We start from the raw sequence: 20,094 nt of genomic DNA, 5'->3' as shown, positions 1-20,094 counted from the left end.
TCAGCCTCGCCAATGCGAGGCTGATTTTTTGTAGCTACCCCCTACAAACGCACCACCAGCCACTCCCCCTTGCCGACCGGCACCAGCGAGGTGGCAAAGGCCGGATCCTGCCCGACCTCGTTCATCCACTCCACCATCTCGCTGCGATGGGAGATGGCGTTATCGACCACCAGCAGGCCACGGGGTGCCAGCAGGCGGCGGATCTGCGGCCACCATGCCCGGTAGTGCTGACGATCCGAATCGAGGAAGATGAGCTGATAGCCGGCTTGCGGCAAGGTCGGTAACAGCTCGCCTGCATCCCCTGCCAGCAAGGTTACCCAGGGGGCCAGCCCTACCCTCTGAAAGTTGTCATGGGCCAGCACGCGCTTATCCTCATCCAGCTCAATGGTGGTCACGTGCCCCTCCAGCCGACGCACCGCTTCTGCCAGCCAGAGCGTGGAGTAACCATTGGAGGTGCCTATCTCCAGCACCGCCTGCGCCCCACGGGTCTGCACCAATACTGACAGCAACTCCCCAGTGTCGCGGGTGATATTGAGCAGCTTGCGGTGGCGTGCCTGCTGCATGCTGTCATTGCGCTCGCCAAGCTGCTCCAGCTGTCGTTTTAACTGTTCCAGTTCCATCGATATCCCTTTCGTCCTTGCCCAAAACCGTTAGCCCACACCTCCAAGCTTGGCATTTGGGAGTCAAATGATTGCTTTCAACCGCCATTCACACCACAAAGGATGAGAAAAGGACAACCATTTGAGGCAGAATTTGTGACGTCTATCTGTTACACTTCGCGCCCGCCATTTTCCGGCTCACTCTCTGACTTGATGTCAGGCGCAGCCGTCGGTGGTTACAACCTCCGTCTCGCTCATGCCGAGCTAACCAAGCCAAACACAGCCCAGCTGGAACACAGGAACCCATTATGAGATTTGAATCGTTCGATTTTGCCCCCGAGATTTTGCGTGCTGTCTCAGATTGCGGTTATCAGGAGATGACCCCTGTGCAGCAGCAAGCGATCCCGGCCATTCGCCGTGGCCGCGATGTGCTGGCCAGCGCCCAGACCGGTACCGGCAAGACCGCCGCCTTCGCCCTGCCCATTTTGCAACGTCTGGTAGACAATCCGGCGCCGGTCCAGCCTTCCAACGCCCGTGTGCTGATCCTGACCCCGACCCGCGAGCTGGCGGCTCAGGTGGCGAGCAACATCAATGACTTCGCCAAGTATCTCGATATCACCACCATCACCATCGTCGGCGGTGGCAAGCAGGACGTGCAGGCCAAGAAGCTCAAAGCGGGCGCTCACATCATTGTGGCCACCCCGGGCCGTCTGCTGGAGCACCTCACCGCCTGCAACCTTAGCCTCTCCGGCGTCGAGTGTCTGGTGATGGATGAAGCGGATCGCATCCTCGACATGGGCTTCAGTGCCGATGTGCAGAAGATCCTGCAAGCGGTCAACAAGACCCGTCAAAACCTGCTCTTCTCCGCCACCTTCTCCGACGCGGTGAAGAAGCTGGCCAACCTGATGCTGGATCGCCCGCAGATCGTCAGCGTCAACAAGCAGAACTCCACCGCCGACACCGTCAGCCACACCGTCTATCCGGTCGAGCAGAAGCGCAAGCGTGAGCTGCTCTCCGAGCTCATCGGCAAGCAGAACTGGCAGCAGGTGCTGGTGTTCGCCAGTACCCGCGAGAGCTGTGATGTGCTGGTCGAGGAGCTGAACCTCGACGGCATCAAGTCCGCCGTGGTCCATGGCGAGAAGGCCCAGGGCAACCGTCGCCGCGCCCTGCGCGAATTCATGGAAGGCAAGGTACGGGTACTGGTCGCCACCGAAGTGGCCGCCCGTGGTCTGGACATTCCGGATCTGGAATACGTGGTCAACTATGATCTGCCGTTCCTGGCGGAAGATTATGTGCACCGCATCGGTCGTACCGGTCGCGCCGGCAAGCGCGGCATGGCCATCTCCTTCGTCAGCCGTGAAGAGGAGCGTACCCTGCTGGAGATCGAGGCCCTGATCGGCCAGAAGATCCGTCGCATCATGGTGCCTGGCTATGAGGTGAGCAGCCGTGACGAGCTGATCAAACAGTTGCAAGAGCGTCGTCGCTTCGGCAAGCGCCCGCAGCGTGAAGATAACGCCGTGGCCCAGGTAATGGCCGAAGCCAAGCTGCAGGGTCAGCGCCTCAAGCGTCTGGCCGCCGCCAAGAAGCCCCGTCAGCCGAAATAAGGCGGGCTGTTGCTCTATTGAACCGCAAAGGCGCCACTGGCGCCTTTGCCATCTCTGTCATCGGTGTTGGCCCCTGGTGGTCAACCCAAGGATTGCTTATGACCTCTCCGACCTACAATCAGGCCCTGTTCGAGATGGCCACCCAGAGCCTGGCCGAACTGGCCCGCACCGCCGAGCAAAAGGCGGGCAAGCGCACTCCGGCCCAAGAGAGCCACTTTCTCTGCACCTGGATGGCCGACTCCCTCAAGGAGAAGCGCTTCTCCCGTCTGGTGATGGAAGATTTGAAAGCTTGGGTGCAGCTTGGCCGCACTCTGGGTGCGGGCGCCGATCTCAAGGGATTGCTGGAGCGCATCGCCTTCCAGTACCAGTGCGCCATGACCAACCCGCAACAACTGGGGGCCAAGCTGGCAGCCCTGCTGGATGAGCTGGCAACGGCAGGCTGGCTGGTGCTGACCGAGAGCGAGGTGAACGCCAAGCTGCGCCTGCAATCGGGCGGTCAGCCGAGTCTGGTAGTAAGCCATAGCGAATATGAAGGCCATATCGAGGACGGTGAGCTTGTCAAACCCCTCACCCTCTATGTGCGCGGTGACGAGAAGGTGCTGGCCGAAGCGGCCTTCAAGCACGGCCTGCTGCTGAGCCAGGGCAACAAGAAAACCACCCTGGTCAAACACCACAAAGCCTACCGGCTGATGCCGGACAACGCCCAACCGGCGCTGGCACTGCTGAGCGAGGCTCGCCAGAGCGCCTGATCCCGCCAGTGTGCTGCAATAAAAACGGCAGACCCTTGCGCAGGATCTGCCGTTTTTTATTGTTCGATGTTTGGTGATGAGGTTGGGTAGTCGTTTAGCGGATCTTGAACCCAATCTGGCCCGCGTCACACCACTCGAACATCACCTCCTCGCTCTTGCCGCAGCAACTGCCACCACAGACCCGACTCTCGCGCTTGATGACCCGCCCCTTGCGCATCCAGACGCCGAGCATGGCCTCCACCGCATCTTCCGAGGTGTGGAAGTGGCGAGCCAGATCACGCCGGCTCACCTTCTGCTGCGCGGCGAGGTAATCCCCCAGCTCGCGCAGGATCATAAGGTCACCACCTTGCGGGCAACGATGTCACCGTGACGGCGACCGGCCCACCAGAGCAGTACCAGAGAGAGGCCGTAGCTGACGATCCAGAACAGGCTCTGCTCCGGATGAGCGGCAAAGGTGGCCACCTGATAGAAGAGGGTCGCGCACATAAAGGCCATATAGTTGCACCATACCGCCGTCATCAGCGCCCACTGACGACCGGTTTCCCGCACCAGCGCGCCCATGGCGGCGGCGCAAGGCATGTAGAGCAGCACGAACAATAGGTAGGCAAAGGCACCGGCAGCCCCGTCGAAGTGGGTCTGCATATTGCCGTAGGTGGAGACATCTACCTCCTGCGCCTCGGCGGCAGCTTTCTGGTCGTCGAGGTTGCCAACATCAAGCCCCATGGGGTCGCTCGGGTTGATCTCCGCCAGATTGGCCGCCACGGCATCGATTGCCTCGTGGAAGCTGGCCACCAGCGAGAACTCGCTCTCCTCCTCTGCATCGCCACCACCAGCGTAGAGGCTGTTGAGGGTACCGACCACCGCCTCTTTGGCGAAGATACCGGTGACGATACCGACCGTGGCCTGCCAGTTGTCATCGCGTACACCGATGGGGTGCAGCACCGGGGTCACCGCCTGGCTTATCTTGCTCAGGACCGAGCTCTCCTGCTCCTGATGGCCGAAGCTGCCATCGGTACCCAAGGAGTTAAGCACGCTCAGCACGGCAACCACCAGCACGATGGTTTTACCTGCGCCAAAGACGAAGGATTTGAGCTTCTGCCAGGTCTTGATGGCAACGTTGACCGGACGCGGCCACTCGTAATCCGGCATCTCCATCAGCATGGAGTCGCTCTTGCCCGGCAGCAGGGTGCTGCGCAGCAACAGGCCGGTGAGCACCGCCACCACAATGCCGATGAGGTAGAGACCGAACACCAGGTTCTGACCTGACTCGGGGAAGAAAGCCACCGCAAACAGGGCGTAAACCGGCAGACGGGCACCGCACGACATGAAGGGAGCCATGGCGGAGGTCATCAGCCGCTCCCGCTCGGAGTTGAGGGTACGGGTCGCCATCACCGAGGGGACGGTACAGCCAAAGCCCATCAGCATCGGCACGAACGCCTTGCCCGGCAGGCCGAGGCGGCGCATCAGGGCATCCACCACGAAGGCGGCACGGGCCAGATAGCCGGAGCTCTCCAGCACCGCGAGGAAGAGATAGAGACAGCCAATCACCGGAATAAAGGTGGCCACGGTCTGCAAGCCGACACCAAAGCCATCAGCCAGAATGGCGCCCAGCCACTCGGGGGCATTGACCAGCCCCAGCAGGTGGTGCACCCCATCGACAAACAGGGCGCCGCCCATGATGTCGAAGAAGTCGATAAAGGCGCTGCCAACGTTGATGGCAAACAGGAACATCAGGTACATGACAAACAGGAAGAAGGGGATGCCAATCCAGCGATTGAGTAGCACCCGATCCAGCCACTCGCTCTGGGCCTCGGTGAGCTTGCCCTTCTGCTGACGAGCCTGTTGTACCCACTGGTGGATATGGCCGTAGCGAATATCCGCCAGTTGCAGGTCGATATCCTGTCCCTGATGGGCGCGAGCCACTACATTGGCTGCGGCCGCCTGCTGACCGGGCAGCAGGGTCTCCTGCATCACCGCATCCTCTTCCAGCAGGCGCAGGGCGCGGCCACGGGTAGTGAGGTGATGCGGGGCGAGCAGGGTCTCCAGCTCCGCCAGATCGGTTTCAAGCGCGTGGCCGTAATCGAGCTGCAAGGCCGCTTGCGGCTGACCGATAAACTGGCGGATCTGCTGCTTGAAGGCGGCAACCTGCTTGCTGTTGTGGGCAGAGAGGGCCACCACCGGGCAACCGAGGGATTTGCCGAGCTTGCTCTCGTCGATGACGATGCGGCGCTTTTGCAGGATATCCAGCTTGTTGAGCACCACCACCATGGGCAGGCCCAGTTCGCGCAGTTGCAGCGTGAGGTAGAGGGAGCGCTCCAGATTGGCGGCGTCGATGACGTTGAGCAGCAGGTCGGGTTGTTGGCCCTGGGCAAAGCGGCTGGCGATCTGCTCGTCCAGACTGCCATCCTGACTGGCCAGGCTATAGATGCCGGGCAGATCCATCAGCTTGAAGTGATGTTCACCCGCGCTGAACTCACCCATCTTCTTGTCGACGGTGACACCACTCCAGTTGCCTACCTGCTGGCGGGCGCCGGTCAGGGCGTTGAACAGGGAGGTCTTGCCGCTATTGGGGTTACCTACCGTTACCAGGGAATAATTCATACCAGCTCTACCTCTATTTTCTTCTGAACCCGCCGCGTGCGTGTGGCAAGCCGCTTTGCAGGTTCGACTTCTTGTCTCTGAACCGCTCCCGGTGACGTTTCTAAACGGGAGCGGCAGCCGAGCAGGGGGGTTATACCGGCTCGACTTCTATTTGCTGGGCCAGACTCTTTTGCATGGAGAGACAGATCCCCTGGCACTGGATCTGGAGCGGGTCCCCCAGGGGGGCGGAGCGCAGATAGATGACTTCAGTCTGGGGCAACAGGCCCATCACCATCAGTTTGCGGCGCAGCGGCCGGGCGAGCTGATTCATATTCTTGATGCGAGCACTCTGTCCCGGTGACAACTGCGTGAGTACCATGACTGACTCCTGAAGTTAAACAATAATAATTCGCTTTTACTTGGGGCATTATAAGCTGTGTCTTCAACTTTTATTTGAGTAAAATCAAACTCCGCTTAGCTAACCCATAAAGTATTGCCATGAGTCACGACAACAACAGCCGCCTCGTTTACAGCACAGATGGCGGCATGATCAAGGAGCAGAGCGCTCCCCAATCCGCCTCCCCCTTCCCCACCGACGGCACCGTGCGCATTCGCCGCGAGACCAAGGGGCGCAAGGGTGCCGGTGTGATCACCATTCATGGCGTACCCGCCGATCAGCAAAAATCCCTGGCCACCCTGCTCAAGAAAAAGTGCAGCACCGGAGGCGGTATCAAGGAGGGAGTGATCGAGATCCAGGGGGATAAACGGGACCTGATCAAAACCGAGTTGGAGAAAGCCGGTTTCAGCGTCAAGCTGGTGGGTGGCTGATCCCCTTGTCACTCATGCGGTTTTTCCCTAGAATGCCCGCTCCCATCGAGGGGGAGTAGTCTCGCACGCCGGCGCCATCCATTGCATGAATACCGGTTTGCGACCCTGATCAACATACTTGGTGCCAAATCACCATGGTCAGGGTGATCCATGCCAGCCATGGATTTGACAAGACCTTTGACGGGCCAGTGCCAATACCGGGGACGGATGGCGCAGGCTTGTCTTTGGTTTATAACAATTCCGTCCCCCGGTCATTTTTATGGAAGCCTTGTTAACCTCAACCCTCAGCGTCGCCATTGCCGAAATCGGCGATAAAACCCAGCTGTTGGCGTTGCTGCTCATCTGCCGTTTTCGCAAGCCCTGGCCCATCATCGCCGGCATGCTGGCGGCTACCCTGCTCAACCATGCGGGCGCTGCCTGGATTGGTGAGTTCATCAGCCGCTGGCTCGATCCCAAGATAATGACCTGGCTGGTCGCCATCGCCTTTATCGCCATGGCTATCTGGATTTTGGTGCCGGACAAGATGGATGACGAGGAGAGCCCGCTGGATAAATACGGCCCCTTTATGGCCACCTTCGTGCTCTTCTTTATTGCCGAGATCGGCGACAAGACCCAGATCGCCACCGTGCTGCTGGCCGCCAAGTATGACTCGCTGGTGCAGGTCATTACCGGGACCACCCTCGGCATGATGCTGGCCAACGTGCCTGTGGTGCTGATCGGCAAGCTGGGGGCAGACAAGCTGCCGCTCAAGGGGATCCGCATCGCCTGCGCCATCCTCTTCGTCGGCCTCGGGGTGAGCACCCTGATCTTTGCCTGATCGCCTTTTCCGCTGACCAAGCCCTCCACCTCGGAGGGCTTTTTTGTTTACTGCTGTGTCTATTGCGTAATCCGCTGTCGCAACCACCAGCCGCAGAGCCAAGGGGCAGTGCACGGTTGCGGGTGCCTCATGCCATAATGGGGCAAACCTCGCGGAGTCCCCCCATGCACAACGTATCAAGAGAGACGCTTCTCGAATGGGTCAAACAAGGACGGCTGGTGCCAGAGAAGCTGGCGGACGCCCTGACCCTCGCCGATCTTCCCCCCCATCCGGCGCGCTGGCAGTGGCTGTTTGACCGGCTGCTGCTCTGGCTCGGAGCCCTCTGTATCGGGGCTGGCCTTATTTTCTTCGTCGCCTTCAACTGGCAAGAGCTGGGCCGGGTCTCCCGCCTCGCCCTGCTGGAGGCACCGCTGCTCGCCATGCTGCTTCTGCTGTGGCGCAAACCGCTGGGGGATACCCCCCGTCAGGCGCTGCTGCTCGCCATCGCCCTCAATACCGGCGCCCTGCTGGCGCTGGTGGGTCAAACCTACCAGACCGGCGCCGATCCCTGGCAGCTGTTCGCCACCTGGGCGCTGATGCTGGTGCCGCTGGCGGTATTTGGCCAAAGCCCCCTGCTCTGGACCTTAAGCTGGCTGCTCGGCCAGCTGGCGCTGGTGCTCTACTGGCGGCTCGGTTTGTTCACGTTTTTCTTTACCTTCGATGAAGAGGGATTGGGCTGGTGCCTTACCCTGCTCAACGCCGCCCTATGGGGTCTGCTTCTGCTGGCACCGGCCCGCTGGCGCCTGATGCCAAGCTGGCTGGCGGGTCTGGCTGCCGGTCTGGGGGCCACCCTGCTCACCCTGCTGGCGCTGTTTGATGCAGCTTCCCCGCTGGTGTGGCCGCTCTGGCTTGGCTGGCTCGCTGCGGCCTATGCCCTTTGGCATCACAGATTTATCGCCGGACTCGCCATGGGGTGCCTCAGCCTGATTGCCGTCATCCTCGCGGCGCTGGGCAAGTGGATGGAGCCCGACATCAACGGCTTCTTGCTGCTGAGCCTGATTGCCATCGGCCTTTCTGTCACCGCCGCCCGCTGGCTGCAACAACAACGGAGGTCCCATGAGTGATCTGACCCTTTGGCAAACGCTGCAACAGGCCAATCTGGTGGAAGGGGAGATGCCCCGTGATACCCAACCCCACTGGTCGAGCCGCTTTCTGCTGGGATTGGTGGGCTGGATTGCCGCCCTGTTCCTGCTCTTTTTCCTGTTTCTCACCTTCGAGCAGCTGACCCGCGAGGCCAACAGTGCCCTGCTGCTCGGGACCGTGCTGCTGGCGGGGGCCTACGCCCTCAATCGCAGCCAAAGCGGTGATCTCTGGGATCAGTTCGTGCTGGCCCTCACCCTGGCGGCCGATGCATGGCTGCTCTATGGCCTGCTCGATCAGCTTGATCTTCATCACGCCCTGCTCTGGTTTGGGTTGTGCCTGCTGTCCCTTGTCATCGCCGTGCTGTTCGATCACTGGCTGGTGCGGCTGTTTCACAGCGTGGCGGCGGCCCTGCTGCTCACCCTTGGTCTCGCCTGCCTCGGGTTGCAACTGCTGGCCCTGCCGCTGGTGATGGCGGCCATCACCTTCTGCTGGCTGCGGGCAGATAGGGATCCAGAGCGCCACCAGCTCTACCACTCCATCACGTTGGGGCTGGCCCTCTCGCTGCTGGTGCTGGGCCGTCTGCACCACCCGCTCTGGGATGGTGGCAGCAGCGTGCTGGACGAGCTAGGGCTGTCCCGCCTGCCGCTCTGGCTCAATCCCCTGCTCTGCGCCGCCCTGCTGCTGGCGGTGATGGTGAAGCTCAAGCTCCCCCTGCTGTTTGGCCTGCCGCTGGTGCTGATCAGCGCCATCATTCCCGGCATGGGGGCAGGCGCACTGGTGCTGATCCTCGGCTTTTATGCTGGCAGTCTGGGGCTGATGACCCTCTCGGCCCTGCTGCTGCTCGGTTATGGCTCGCTCTATTACTACGATCTGGGGCTCCCCCTGATGACCAAATCCTGGCTGCTGCTGGGCTCCGGCATCCTGCTGCTGGGTGCCCGCCAACTGCTCAACACCTTCGCGGCAAGGAGCGATTCATGAACCCCGTCACCCGACAACTCGCCCTGTTGCTGAGCGGCCTCGCCATCCTGGCGGGCATCAATGCCACCGTCTGGCGCTATGAGCACGCCATGAGCAGCGGCGAAGTGGTGCTGCTGCGACTCGCTCCGGTCGATCCCCGCTCCCTGATGCAGGGGGATTACATGCGGCTGAACTACGAGATTGCCCGCGAGCTGACCAGCCGCGACGCCCGTGCGACTCAAAACAAGGGCAGCGACACCCTGGTGATCCGCCTCGATGCCCATCAGGTGGCCACTCTGGTGGCCGATAGCAAACCGGATCGGCTCGCCAGCGATGAGCGGCTATTGCAGGTGCACCAGAGCGAGCGGCAGTGGCAGATTGGCCCCGATGCCTACTTCTTTGAAGAGGGCACGGGGGAGCAGTACGAAATGGCCCGCTACGGCGAGTTCCGGTTGCAAGCAGATGGCAAGACCCTGCTGGTGGGGCTGCGGGATGAGGCCTACCAGCCCATCGGGCAGATCCGCGCCCGCTGGTAATGGCAGTGAGTGGCTATTTACTCTGTTCATGGTCACACTCAAGGGAAGGTTGATCGCTAAGGATGTTCCCAATGAGGATATGGCTGATCTGTCATCTGTTGCTGCTCTGCTGGGCCTCGACGGCACGGGCTGATCTGGGCAAGCTCGAGTACCTCACCGAAGAGTACCCCCCCTACAACTTCAGCGATCCGCAAGGCCAGCCCACCGGCCTTGCGGTCGATCTGCTACAGATGATCTGGCAACACAGCGGCGTGACACCCCAGCCGGTGCGCATCCTGCCCTGGGCACGAGGTTATTACTTGCTAACCCAGAAGCCCAACGTGGTGCTCTTCTCCACCGCCCGCACCCAGGCGCGGGAGGATCTCTTCAAGTGGGTCTGCCCCATCGGCTACTCAGAGTACATACTGCTCGGCCGCAAAGCGCAGAACATCACCCTGACCGCCTTCGAACAGATGAGCCAGTACAAGATCAGCGCGGTGCGCTCGGACGCCGCCGAGCAGCTGCTGCTCAACAACGGCATGGATGACAACAACATCATCCCGGCCAACCGCCTGTCGCAGGGGTTGAAGATGCTGCTCTCCGGCCGCGCCGACCTGCTCGCCACCAGCAAGCTGGCGGGATATGACGCCATCCGCGAACTGAAGCTGAGCAGCGACGACTTCAATGTAGCCATGGTGCTGAGCGCCGAGCAGCTCTGCTACGCCTTCAGCCGTCAGGTGCCCGACAGCGAGATCACCCTCTTTCAGCAGGGCCTGACCCGCGCTCTCGCCTCGGAAGAGTTTCGCAAATTGCAGGCCAAATACCTGCCGGTGCGCTGAGCACTCACTCACCCGATGGGCAGCAGTTCGCTGCCCATTTTATTGATGAAAGATGCAATAGAGGTGGCTAGCTATTCCCGCCACAAGCAGTCAAACTGTGCTACATAGTTGATTGCGAAGGATCTTTCCCGTGCGGACATGGCACCTACCTCATCTGCTACTGCTCTTGTGGGCCACCTTCGCGCAAGCCGATCCGGGCAAGCTCGAGTATCTGAGCGAAATCTCTCCCCCGTTTAATTTCAGCGACCAGCAAGGGATGCCGACCGGATTGTCGGTGGAGCTGATGCAGCTTATCTGGAAAGCGCGCGGCGTATCGCCCCAGCCAATCCGCATTCTGCCCTGGGCCCGGGGCTACAACCTGCTGCAACAAAAACCCAATGTGGTGCTGTTTGCCACCGCACGCACCCCGCAGCGGGAGGCGCTTTTCAAGTGGGCCTGCCCCATCGATCACTCTGAATTTGTGCTGCTGGGGCGCAAAACGGACAACATCACCCTAGGCTCCGTGGCCGAGATCAGCCGCTACAAGGTCGGCGTGGTGCGCTCCACCGTCTCCAAACAGCTGCTGCTCGAACGCGGTATCGATGAACACCAGCTGATGCTGGCCAACCGCCTCACCCAGGCGGCCAAGATGCTCACCTCAGGTCGCGCCGATCTGTTTGCGACCAACAAGCTGGCGGGCTATCAAACTCTGCAGCAGCTCGGCTTCAAACCGGATGACTTTCATGTCGCCTTCGTGCTGGATGCCAGACCGCTCTGCTACGCCTTCAGCCGTCAGGTGCCCGACAGCGAGGTCGCCCTCTTTCAGCAGGCGCTGACCCAGGTCGTCGCCTCGGCAGATTACTCGGCCCTGCAAGCCAAATACCTGCCGCTGCGCTAACGCCCTGATCGCCGCCGACATAGGGCGCAAGATGGCGGCCGCCCCTCGCGCTTTTTTGCCAAACATGCTCCGTCGCCTTGGCGAAATCGGCCAGCTTGGTCACACTTGAGCAGATATTCCCTTGATCAGGATGGCAAAAATGAAACCATGGATTGGATTGGCCGGGGCGCTGCTGGCCACCCTCGCACAGGCGAGTCCTGAGCTCGGCAAACTGCACTACATCACCGAAGAGTACAAACCCTACAACTACGCCGATACCAGCGGCGCCCCCACCGGCCTCGCGGTCGAGCTGCTGCAACTGGTGTGGAAAAAGACCAATACCCCGGCGCAGCCCATCACCATCATGCCGTGGGCGCGTGGTTACTACCTGCTGACCCAAAAGCCCAATGCGGTGCTCTTCTCCACCGCCCGCACCCAGGCGCGGGATCCCCTGTTCAAGTGGGCCTGCCCCATCGGGTATGCCGAGATCGTGCTGGTGGGGCTGGCCGATCGCAATATCACCATCACCAAGCTCGACGATGCCAAGACGTTCAATATCGGGGCGGTGCGGGCCGATGTGGGGGAGCAACTGCTGCTCAACAACGGCTTTGACGAGACCAAACTGATGGCCGCCAACCGACTGGCACAGGCGCTCAAGATGCTCACCTCAGGCCGGGTCGATCTGGTCTCCACCAACAAGACCACCATGGAGCAGCTGATCGTCGAGCAAAAACTCGACCCCGCCCGCTTCAAGGAGCAGTGGGTGCTGAGCTCGGAGCAGTTCTGCTTCGCCTTCAGCCATCCGGTGAGCGACGAGCTGGTCAAGGAGTTCCAGACCGGCTTGACCCAGGTGCTGGCGAGCAGCGAATACCCGCTGCTGCACAGCAAATACTTCCCAACCCCCGCCGCCAAATAGCGGCGCGGCGTCGAGTACCAACAACAAGGGGCCCACCGCGGGCCCCTTCGCTTTTTACCGTTTGCACGCCTCTCGCGGCGTCACCCCACCGCCCTGCCACTGCCAAGCCCCGACAATCATCAACTAATCGCTAATTAATAAAAGTTTGTGCCAGCGCAAAAAATCACTCATTTCTGATAGTTAGCTCATCAAAACCATAGATAAGACCACTCTGGCTCCGTAATATGGCGACGGGCGTCTGTTGACCCCTTTTCCGAGATCAATGGTCAACGGCGCAATCTGGTAGCGACAGTCAGGGGCGGTAGCGACTTTAGCGTAGGGTCGATTAGCGAAGCGTAATCGTCCGCGGTAACCGTCCCCTCTCCCCTTGCGGGAGAGGGCTAGGGTGAGGGGGTAGGTAACGTCTTTGCCCTGCAACAAGGTATTGGCATGGCTTCGCCATGCAGGACGCGAGGACTCCGTCCTCGACGGGGTTTCGCCGCCGCTGCGCGGCTTGGCGAGTGACTTTGGAAAGACCCGCTCTCTTTAGCAAATAACACCAAAAGTCTTCTCCCCCACTTGTTCGCCCTCCTGCGTCGGGCTCACCTCGGCGAACAACAGGGGGCAACCCCGTACCTTCAGCCCCGAGGCCAGTTAACAGGCCTCTGTCTATTTGAGGGTAAGATCGGGAGAGGGATTACCTCCCCCCCTCGACCACCCTATGGCGAGATCAGATTGTCACTCCTATGCAACAGGAGTCATCGCCATAGTTACATAGATGAAAAATCATGGTGGGTACAACAGAAAGCGGTATACATTCCTATCGGGAGCGGTTGTATATAGAAGACCCGATAGTGAGTAGCTCACCGTAATAACACCTTATTTCTCGAACGTCCGATTACACTTCGCTAATCGAACCTATAGCCCCGACTATTTTATGTGGACTTTCAAATGCCTGACCAATTCAACCTAAAAGATATATACGAACAAAATTTAAATTTCTTGATTGGAGCTGGAGCCTCACACGGATTTTTACCTACCCTAGCTCTAGAAATTAAAGATGATGATGGTAAAAAGCATACATTTGAAACATTAGCTAAGATTTTTGAAAGTAATTCTGAAATGAAATGTTTGCTATTTATGTTGTACTACCGAGAGTGTATAAAACCTGGACTGCCATGTATATTGCCTAAAGGGGTGCCGGCACCCCCTAGAGCGCCAGTAAAAGAAGCAGTCATTCGCGAATATAAACTTTTTATTAACACATTAATTCGTGTTTTAGATAGACAGAGGGACTCTGCAAAAAAGGCAAATATATTTACCACGAACTATGATAATTGCATTGAAACTGCCTGCGAAGAGTTACTAACCCTGCGTGTATCTCCATTTTATGTTAATGATGGAAGTAGTGGATTCCAAAAGCGTATCTTTCACACGAAAAACTTCAATAACAGAGTTGTGAATAAAGGGGCATTTGGGCGATATGATCAAATTATTCCTCAGATAAACGTTCTACATGCTCATGGCTCCGTTCATTGGGAAAAAGGGGCCAGAGATGGTGAAATTGAACTAAATTATGGTATGAGCAACTACATAATTCAATTTGATGAAGCTGAAGACAAAATAATAGATCAATTTAAAGCAATTTTGTATGATGCTAACAAAACTAACAATGATATAGAAGAATTTTATTCTTCTGACGATTTTAAACTTTCAAGGATCGATGAGTTTTGGAGAAAATATAATGAAATGCCTATTGTCAATCCAACGAAATGGAAATTCCATGAAACTGTTTTTGAAGAAGCCTACTATCAAATCCTACGCCATTTAAGCTATGAATTAGAGAGAGAAAATACTGTTCTTGTTACATTTGGTTTCTCTTTTGCTGATGAACATATTCTTACTTTAGTGCAACGGTCTTTGTCCAATCCATCACTGACAGTGTTTATTTCATGCTTTAATGAGTCAGAATTACGGTGGATGAAAGATAAGTTTAATGGCTATCAAAATGTAAAATTCATTTATTCTGAGAATGATTTGTTAGATTTCAGAACGTTTAATAATTCGATTTTCACTCTACACCCACAAAAAGAAGAACATGACAAAGTCCCCCTCCCCAACGAAACTGAACCAGTACTAGGTGGAAAAAATGAGTATCGCTATAGGTGAAGTTATCTCAGTTAGGGGCACGAATATCATCATAGCACTTTACGAAGAATCAAATAAAGAAACCCTTTTCTATAACGGCGAGAAATTTAATGGTGTATCAATCCAAGAATTTATATTAATTCGTCGAGGATTTAGGGAAATTGTTGCTAGAGTCCAAGGTGAATATCTAGATGAAAGAGTAAAGGATGAGGTAAATAATTGTTACATTCGTAAAGTCGAATTAGTGCCTATCGGGTATTTTTATTTTGACATTTTCCATGAGGGAATTAAGCACTTACCAATGATCCGGGATACTGCGTACTTGATGAGTGACAATCAAGTAAAATCTCTCTTTGGTAAACCAGATGACAAGTTCATTATTGGTGAAACTCTCACAGAAGAAGTAGCAATATCACTTCCTTGGACTAAGCTTTTCAATACTCATATAGGTGTATTTGGCAATACCGGCAGTGGAAAGTCCAATACATTGACCAACATCTATACAACTCTATTTAACAATAAGATAAATAATATCAAAGAAGTTAGTCACTTCATCGTAATTGATTTTAATGGTGAGTATACTAGAAACCAACTTATTTCTGATTCAGAATTTAAAACAGTATACCAACTAGACACCGGCAGCACTGAAGGAAATAAATTCCCATTAATGAGAGATGTTTTTTGGGATGAAGAGTTATTTGGCATTCTTTTCAAAGCAACTGAAAATACTCAAAAACCATTCTTAAAACGTATAGTTTCTGGGAGAAGTAAATTCAAAGAAAAACATGATAGTCTGACTAATTACGTTAAATCAACATTACATAAAGCCTTCACCAGTACAGCGCAAAAAAAAGAGTTTGTAGATATAATATTAGAAATATCAAAACTTGTTGACTCTCACGAATTGAAACGGCTCTCTGCACAAATGGGATGGCATAGTGGTCATGAAAAACTATATTTCCCAAATTCTCAACAATTCTTTAATGGGGGATATAATGATAGAACATATATTCTGACTTGCAAGCAACACATTGACGCTATCAACATCAATCAATTATCATCTTTCAATGAATTAAAGTTAAGGATTCATGTTCAATTACTTTCTGATCTCATCAGTGGCTATGTCCAATTTGATCATATTCAACCTCTATTAAAAAGGGTCGAAGCATCATTAAACTCACTTGAACGTGTATTTGACATTGGTGATACACCGCCGTCAAACAAGCTATTATCAATAATCTCTCTTCGAAAAACAAACCAAGAGATTAAAAAGATATTGCCGCTGTTGCTCGCCAAGTATTATTATAGCTCACATAAACAAAAGGTGATTAATCAAAGCCCTCCCAAACACACCTTTCACATGATTATAGATGAGGCACATAATATCCTTTCAACGCAGTCCAATCGTGAAAGTGAAAGTTGGAAAGACTACAGGTTAGAGTTATTTGAAGAGATAATTAAAGAAGGTCGTAAATTTGGTTTCTTTTTGACTCTATCAAGTCAAAGACCTGCAGATATATCACCAACGATCATGTCTCAATTACATAACTTCTTTATCCATCGGTTAGTAAATGATCGAGACCTTAAATTACTTGAAAGTACTATTAGCTCACTAGACGACTTATCAAGGCAGATGATACCTAACCTAGCAAAAGGATGTGCTGTTATTACTGGAACATCATTTGATATTCCAATGGTTGTTCAGTTCAATGAGATGGCTGAGGGTAGTAGGCCCGACAGTGATGATATTGATATTGAAACTCTGTGGGGGTAAATATTGAAGGTATGTATCTAGTTGTTGTCACATGAGACACATCGTCATTGAGTAGCTTATTTTTGAAAAGGCTATTGATGTTAGAAAATAAAGATGGCTACCAGCCTTCAAGCAGGCAATAAAAAACCGCAGCCCTAGGGCTGCGGTTTTTTTATTGGCTCAACCTGTTGGCACCAGACGCCAACAAGGCCAACCGGCCTTAGGCACGGCGCCAGCTGGTCTTGCCGGCGCTGTCTTCCAGCACGATACCCATCTCGGTGAGACGGTTGCGGGCGGCATCGGCAGCAGCCCAGTTCTTGTCGGCACGGGCCTGATTGCGCTCGGCGATCAGGCGCTCGATTTCGGCAACCTCTTCATCCGCTTCGTCACCCTTGAGGAAAGCCTCGGGGTCTTGCTGCAGGATGCCGAGCACGGCGCCCAGTTCGCGCAGACGGGCGCCCAGCGCGGCGGCAACGGCCATGTCTTCACCCTTCTGGCGGTTGATCTCGCGCACCAGATCGAACAGGGCGGAGTAGGCTTCCGGGGTGTTGAAGTCATCGTCCATCGCCTCCTTGAAGCGAGCCACCTGCTCGTCGCCACCGGCAGCAGCGGCCACCGGCAGATCGCGCAGGGCGGTGTACATCCGTTCCAGCGCGGCGCGGGCTTGCTTGAGGTTATCTTCCGAGTAGTTGAGCTGGCTGCGGTAGTGGCCAGACATCAGGAAGTAACGGACGGTTTCGGCGTCGTAGTGAGCCAGCACATCGCGGATGGTGAAGAAGTTGCCAAGGGATTTGGACATCTTCTCTTTATCCACCATCACCATGCCGCTGTGCATCCAGGTGTTGACGTAGTCGCCACCGTGGGCGCAGCAGGACTGGGCGATCTCGTTCTCGTGGTGCGGGAACTGCAGATCGGAGCCGCCGCCGTGGATGTCGAAGTGGTTGCCAAGGTGCTTGGAGTTCATGGCGGAGCACTCGATGTGCCAGCCAGGACGGCCCGGGCCCCAGGGGCTTTCCCAGGTCGGTTCGCCCGGCTTGGACATCTTCCACAGCACGAAGTCGAGCGGGTTGCGCTTGGCATCGACCACGTCGACGCGGGCACCGGCTTGCAGCTGCTCCAGATCCTGACCGGAGAGCTTGCCGTAGTCGGCGTAGGATTCGACGATAAACATCACATCGCCGTTATCCGCCACGTAGGCGTGCTCTTTTTCCAGCAGGGATTGCACCAGCTCGATGATCTCTTCGATGTGCTGGGTGGCGCGCGGTTCGATATCCGGGCGCACCATGCCGAGGGCGTCGAAGTCGGCGTGCATGTCGCCAATCAGACGCTCGGTCAGCTCGTCGCAGGTGACGCGGGTTTCAGCGGCGCGCTTGATGATCTTGTCATCCACGTCGGTGATGTTGCGCACGTAGGTGAGGTCATAACCGGCGTAACGCAGGTAGCGAGCCACCACATCAAAGGCGACGAAGGTGCGGCCGTGGCCGATATGACAGTGATCGTAGATGGTGACACCACACACATACATGCCCACCTTGCCCGGGTGGATAGGTTTGAATTCTTCTTTTTGACGAGTGAGTGTGTTGTATATCTTCAGCATCTTCTAACCACTGCCTGTGAGTAAAATGGTTGGTCATAATACCCCGTTCAGGGGCAGAAAACGAGGCAGAAAAGCGGGCCAATCCCGCCTGCCAGCACGGTTACGGCGCCAGAGAGACTATGCCGCCAGCCCCTGATGGGCTAGAATTGCCACCACTTTATGCCATACACCTGCGGGCACTTCGTCGCCCGCATCAAATGAAAGGACATATCATGGTCACTCTGCACACCAATCACGGCGACATCACCCTCACCCTGAATGCTGAAAAAGCCCCGGAAACCGTGGCCAACTTCCTGCAATACTGCCGTGACGGTCACTACGACAACACCATTTTCCACCGCGTCATCGACGGCTTCATGATCCAGGGCGGCGGCTATGCCCCGGGCTTTGAAGAGAAAGACACCCGCGCTCCCATCAAGAACGAAGCGGCCAACGGTCTGTCCAACAAGATCGGCACCATCGCCATGGCCCGCACCATGGAGCCGCACTCTGCCAGCGCCCAGTTCTTCATCAACGTGAACAACAACGACTTCCTCGACTTCAAATCCGCCACCACCCAGGGCTTTGGCTACTGCGTATTCGGTGAAGTGACCGCCGGTATGGACGTGGTCAACAAGATCAAGGGCGTCAAGACCGGTAACTACGGCCGCATCCACCAGGACGTGCCGGTAGAAGACGTGGTGATCACCAAGGTGACCCTTGCTGACTGATCTCTGCCGACTCGGCACTGACAAAACTGCGGCCCCGGCCGCAGTTTTTCCATCTGCCTCCCCAACAGCCAGTCCGAACTGGCGCCGCCTCGACTATCTGGCCCACGGCAACCCGCGCCAGCGCTCGGCCCATGCCCTGCTCACCGCCGGTGTGTGGGATGAGCTGGCCGCGCAGTGCGCCGATATGGCGCTGGTGAGCACGCTGGCCATCGGCCTCGATCGGCCGGGCAGCGATCTCGATATTCTCTGCCAGCATCCCGATCCTGCGGCGTTTGCCACAACGTTCGAGGCTCAAGGTTGGCAGGCGAGCGACAAGGGCGGCAATATCTGGCTGCTGGAGCGTACCTTTTCCTGCCTCGACCAGCACTGTGCTGTTAGCGGTTGCGATCAAAGCGATGCCAGCTGGCCGCTGGAGCTCTATGTCACCCCCGCCCCCATCGAGACGCTGAATGGCTGGCGCCACCTCACCCTGATGGCGGCTTTGCTACAACGCTTTGGCGATGACTTCTATCTCGAAGTGCTGCGCCTGCGCCTTGAAGAGGGATTAAAAGGGGAAGCAGCCATATGTCGGTTGCTGGGTCTGGCGGGCGATCCTTACGCCGCCCTGCTGACGCTGGAGGGATGCAATCTGGCCGAGCTGTCATGGCAGCCGCCATCCCGTGACGATATCCATACCTCAACTGGCGCGATGGCGCCCGCAGCGCACTGTTCGTCCCCTGTTGTTTCTACTACCTCTGCCACCCCTGTTTGCCCTGTTTCGACCGAGAGCCCGACCCCCACATCATGAGCACCCTCTTTATCAGTGACATTCACCTCTCTGCCCAGCGGCCCGATATGACCGCGGCATTGGTGCGCTTTCTCGAGCACGACGCCCCCGGCGCCGATGCCCTCTATGTGCTGGGGGATCTCTTCGAATTCTGGATTGGCGATGATGACCCCAATCCGCTTCATCAACAGATGGCCGACGCCTTCTTGGCCCTGAGCCAGCAGAACGTGCCCATCTACTTTATCCATGGCAACCGCGACTTTCTGCTGGGCCAGCAGTTTGCCAAGCGCGCGGGGATGACATTGCTGGGTGACCCTTGCGTGATCGACCTCTATGGGGAGCGGGTAGTGCTGAGCCACGGCGATCTGCTCTGCACCCTGGATGAGGGGTATCAGAAGTTTCGCCGCATCACCCAGCTCAAGTGGCTGCGCTGGCTCTTTTTGCGACTGCCGCTCGCCCGCCGTCAGGCCATCGCTTGCAAGATGCGCGGCCAAAGCCAGATGGAAAATGCCCACAAGAGCCAGATCATCATGGATGTGACGCCCGCGGCGGTGGACGACACCCTGCGCGCCCACGACTGCCGGATGATGATCCACGGCCACACCCACAGACCCGCCATCCACGACTTCACCCTCGATGGCCACCCCGCCCGCCGCATCGTGCTGGGAGACTGGTTCGAGCAAGGCTCGGTGCTGGTCTGCCGCCCCGGCGAGCAGCGGCTGGAAATGCGGGCGCTGGCAGAGGCTTGATAGCCCGCCA

At 56.7% G+C, this 20,094-nt stretch carries 20 protein-coding genes; 15 read left to right on the top strand and 5 right to left on the bottom strand.

The features are described 5' to 3' along the window. Positions 1–41: 41 nt before the first annotated feature. A complete protein-coding gene (locus I6L34_RS19390; RefSeq protein WP_075115595.1) occupies positions 42–620 on the bottom strand; it encodes an O-methyltransferase in 579 nt (192 codons plus the stop codon). Between the two features lie 287 nt (positions 621–907). Between I6L34_RS19390 and I6L34_RS19385 the strand changes: the two genes are divergently transcribed. Together I6L34_RS19385 and I6L34_RS19380 are read left to right on the top strand one after the other, a co-directional pair. Then, complete coding sequence (locus tag I6L34_RS19385; RefSeq protein WP_005337380.1) at positions 908–2,203, top strand: DEAD/DEAH box helicase; 1,296 nt, start codon at positions 908–910, stop codon at positions 2,201–2,203. Between the two features lie 98 nt (positions 2,204–2,301). Next, entirely contained in the window at positions 2,302–2,952 is a 651-nt protein-coding gene (locus I6L34_RS19380) for a DUF2913 family protein (RefSeq protein WP_075115594.1), read from the top strand. A 94-nt stretch (positions 2,953–3,046) separates the two neighbouring features. Here the strand turns inward: I6L34_RS19380 and I6L34_RS19375 are convergent, their stop codons facing one another. From I6L34_RS19375 to I6L34_RS19365, 3 genes are all read right to left on the bottom strand, one after another. Next, a complete protein-coding gene (locus tag I6L34_RS19375; protein ID WP_005346763.1) occupies positions 3,047–3,286 on the bottom strand; it encodes a FeoC-like transcriptional regulator in 240 nt (79 codons plus the stop codon). Continuing rightward, positions 3,283–5,553, bottom strand: a complete 2,271-nt coding sequence (feoB, locus tag I6L34_RS19370; RefSeq protein WP_075115593.1) for a Fe(2+) transporter permease subunit FeoB — start codon at positions 5,551–5,553, stop codon at positions 3,283–3,285. Before feoB ends, I6L34_RS19375 begins: the two co-directional genes overlap by 4 nt. Before the next feature lie 130 nt (positions 5,554–5,683). Continuing rightward, positions 5,684–5,911 carry a FeoA family protein gene (locus I6L34_RS19365; RefSeq protein ID WP_005337384.1) on the bottom strand — a complete coding sequence of 76 codons (228 nt, stop codon included), beginning with the start codon at positions 5,909–5,911 and terminating at the stop codon, positions 5,684–5,686. A 119-nt stretch (positions 5,912–6,030) separates the two neighbouring features. Here I6L34_RS19365 and I6L34_RS19360 point away from each other — a divergent pair, with 119 nt between their 5' ends. The 10 genes from I6L34_RS19360 to I6L34_RS19315 all read left to right on the top strand — a co-directional run bounded on the left by I6L34_RS19360 (position 6,031) and on the right by I6L34_RS19315 (position 16,283). Further along, positions 6,031–6,360: a translation initiation factor gene (locus tag I6L34_RS19360; protein WP_216955189.1), complete on the top strand. Its 330-nt coding sequence runs from the start codon at positions 6,031–6,033 to the stop codon at positions 6,358–6,360. A 259-nt stretch (positions 6,361–6,619) separates the two neighbouring features. Then, a complete protein-coding gene (locus tag I6L34_RS19355; protein WP_005346773.1) occupies positions 6,620–7,177 on the top strand; it encodes a TMEM165/GDT1 family protein in 558 nt (185 codons plus the stop codon). Between the two features lie 164 nt (positions 7,178–7,341). Further along, entirely contained in the window at positions 7,342–8,280 is a 939-nt protein-coding gene (locus tag I6L34_RS19350) for a DUF2157 domain-containing protein (RefSeq protein ID WP_216955188.1), read from the top strand. Then, entirely contained in the window at positions 8,273–9,277 is a 1,005-nt protein-coding gene (locus I6L34_RS19345; RefSeq protein ID WP_216955187.1) for a DUF4401 domain-containing protein, read from the top strand. Before I6L34_RS19350 ends, I6L34_RS19345 begins: the two co-directional genes overlap by 8 nt. Beyond that, the gene (locus tag I6L34_RS19340) at positions 9,274–9,792 is read left to right on the top strand and encodes a GDYXXLXY domain-containing protein (protein WP_216955186.1); all 519 of its coding nucleotides are present in this window, start codon (positions 9,274–9,276) and stop codon (positions 9,790–9,792) included. Before I6L34_RS19345 ends, I6L34_RS19340 begins: the two co-directional genes overlap by 4 nt. Positions 9,793–9,863: 71 nt before the next feature. Continuing rightward, the gene (locus I6L34_RS19335; RefSeq protein WP_076494799.1) at positions 9,864–10,610 is read left to right on the top strand and encodes an ABC transporter substrate-binding protein; all 747 of its coding nucleotides are present in this window, start codon (positions 9,864–9,866) and stop codon (positions 10,608–10,610) included. Between the two features lie 130 nt (positions 10,611–10,740). Continuing rightward, positions 10,741–11,487 (top strand): ABC transporter substrate-binding protein, encoded by a 747-nt coding sequence (locus I6L34_RS19330; protein ID WP_216955185.1) that lies wholly within the window; start codon positions 10,741–10,743, stop codon positions 11,485–11,487. A 139-nt stretch (positions 11,488–11,626) separates the two neighbouring features. Beyond that, entirely contained in the window at positions 11,627–12,382 is a 756-nt protein-coding gene (locus I6L34_RS19325; RefSeq protein WP_216955184.1) for an ABC transporter substrate-binding protein, read from the top strand. Between the two features lie 930 nt (positions 12,383–13,312). Beyond that, on the top strand, positions 13,313–14,530 hold the full coding sequence (locus tag I6L34_RS19320; protein WP_216955183.1) for an SIR2 family protein: 1,218 nt from the start codon (positions 13,313–13,315) through the stop codon (positions 14,528–14,530). Then, entirely contained in the window at positions 14,511–16,283 is a 1,773-nt protein-coding gene (locus tag I6L34_RS19315; RefSeq protein ID WP_254202898.1) for an ATP-binding protein, read from the top strand. The genes I6L34_RS19320 and I6L34_RS19315 overlap by 20 nt, the downstream gene beginning before the upstream one ends. 199 nt (positions 16,284–16,482) lie before the next feature. Here I6L34_RS19315 and cysS read toward each other — a convergent pair whose 3' ends face one another. Next, positions 16,483–17,859, bottom strand: coding sequence for a cysteine--tRNA ligase (cysS, locus tag I6L34_RS19310; protein WP_019445081.1), 1,377 nt, complete (start codon positions 17,857–17,859; stop codon positions 16,483–16,485). Between the two features lie 212 nt (positions 17,860–18,071). Between cysS and I6L34_RS19305 the strand changes: the two genes are divergently transcribed. The 3 genes from I6L34_RS19305 to lpxH are packed head-to-tail and all read left to right on the top strand — an operon-like array spanning position 18,072 to position 20,084. Beyond that, positions 18,072–18,569 (top strand): peptidylprolyl isomerase, encoded by a 498-nt coding sequence (locus tag I6L34_RS19305; protein WP_005337417.1) that lies wholly within the window; start codon positions 18,072–18,074, stop codon positions 18,567–18,569. Next, the gene (locus I6L34_RS19300) at positions 18,559–19,356 is read left to right on the top strand and encodes a DUF4269 domain-containing protein (RefSeq protein ID WP_216955182.1); all 798 of its coding nucleotides are present in this window, start codon (positions 18,559–18,561) and stop codon (positions 19,354–19,356) included. Before I6L34_RS19305 ends, I6L34_RS19300 begins: the two co-directional genes overlap by 11 nt. Beyond that, positions 19,353–20,084 carry a UDP-2,3-diacylglucosamine diphosphatase gene (gene lpxH / locus I6L34_RS19295; protein WP_139411876.1) on the top strand — a complete coding sequence of 244 codons (732 nt, stop codon included), beginning with the start codon at positions 19,353–19,355 and terminating at the stop codon, positions 20,082–20,084. Before I6L34_RS19300 ends, lpxH begins: the two co-directional genes overlap by 4 nt. Positions 20,085–20,094: the final 10 nt, after the last annotated feature.

It is taken from the genome of Aeromonas sp. FDAARGOS 1404 (assembly GCF_019047085.1).
Taxonomy (GTDB): Bacteria; Pseudomonadota; Gammaproteobacteria; order Enterobacterales; family Aeromonadaceae; genus Aeromonas; species Aeromonas veronii.
The sequence above is the reverse complement of the archived record's forward strand: the minus strand, read 5'-3'. Positions and strand labels throughout refer to the sequence as shown.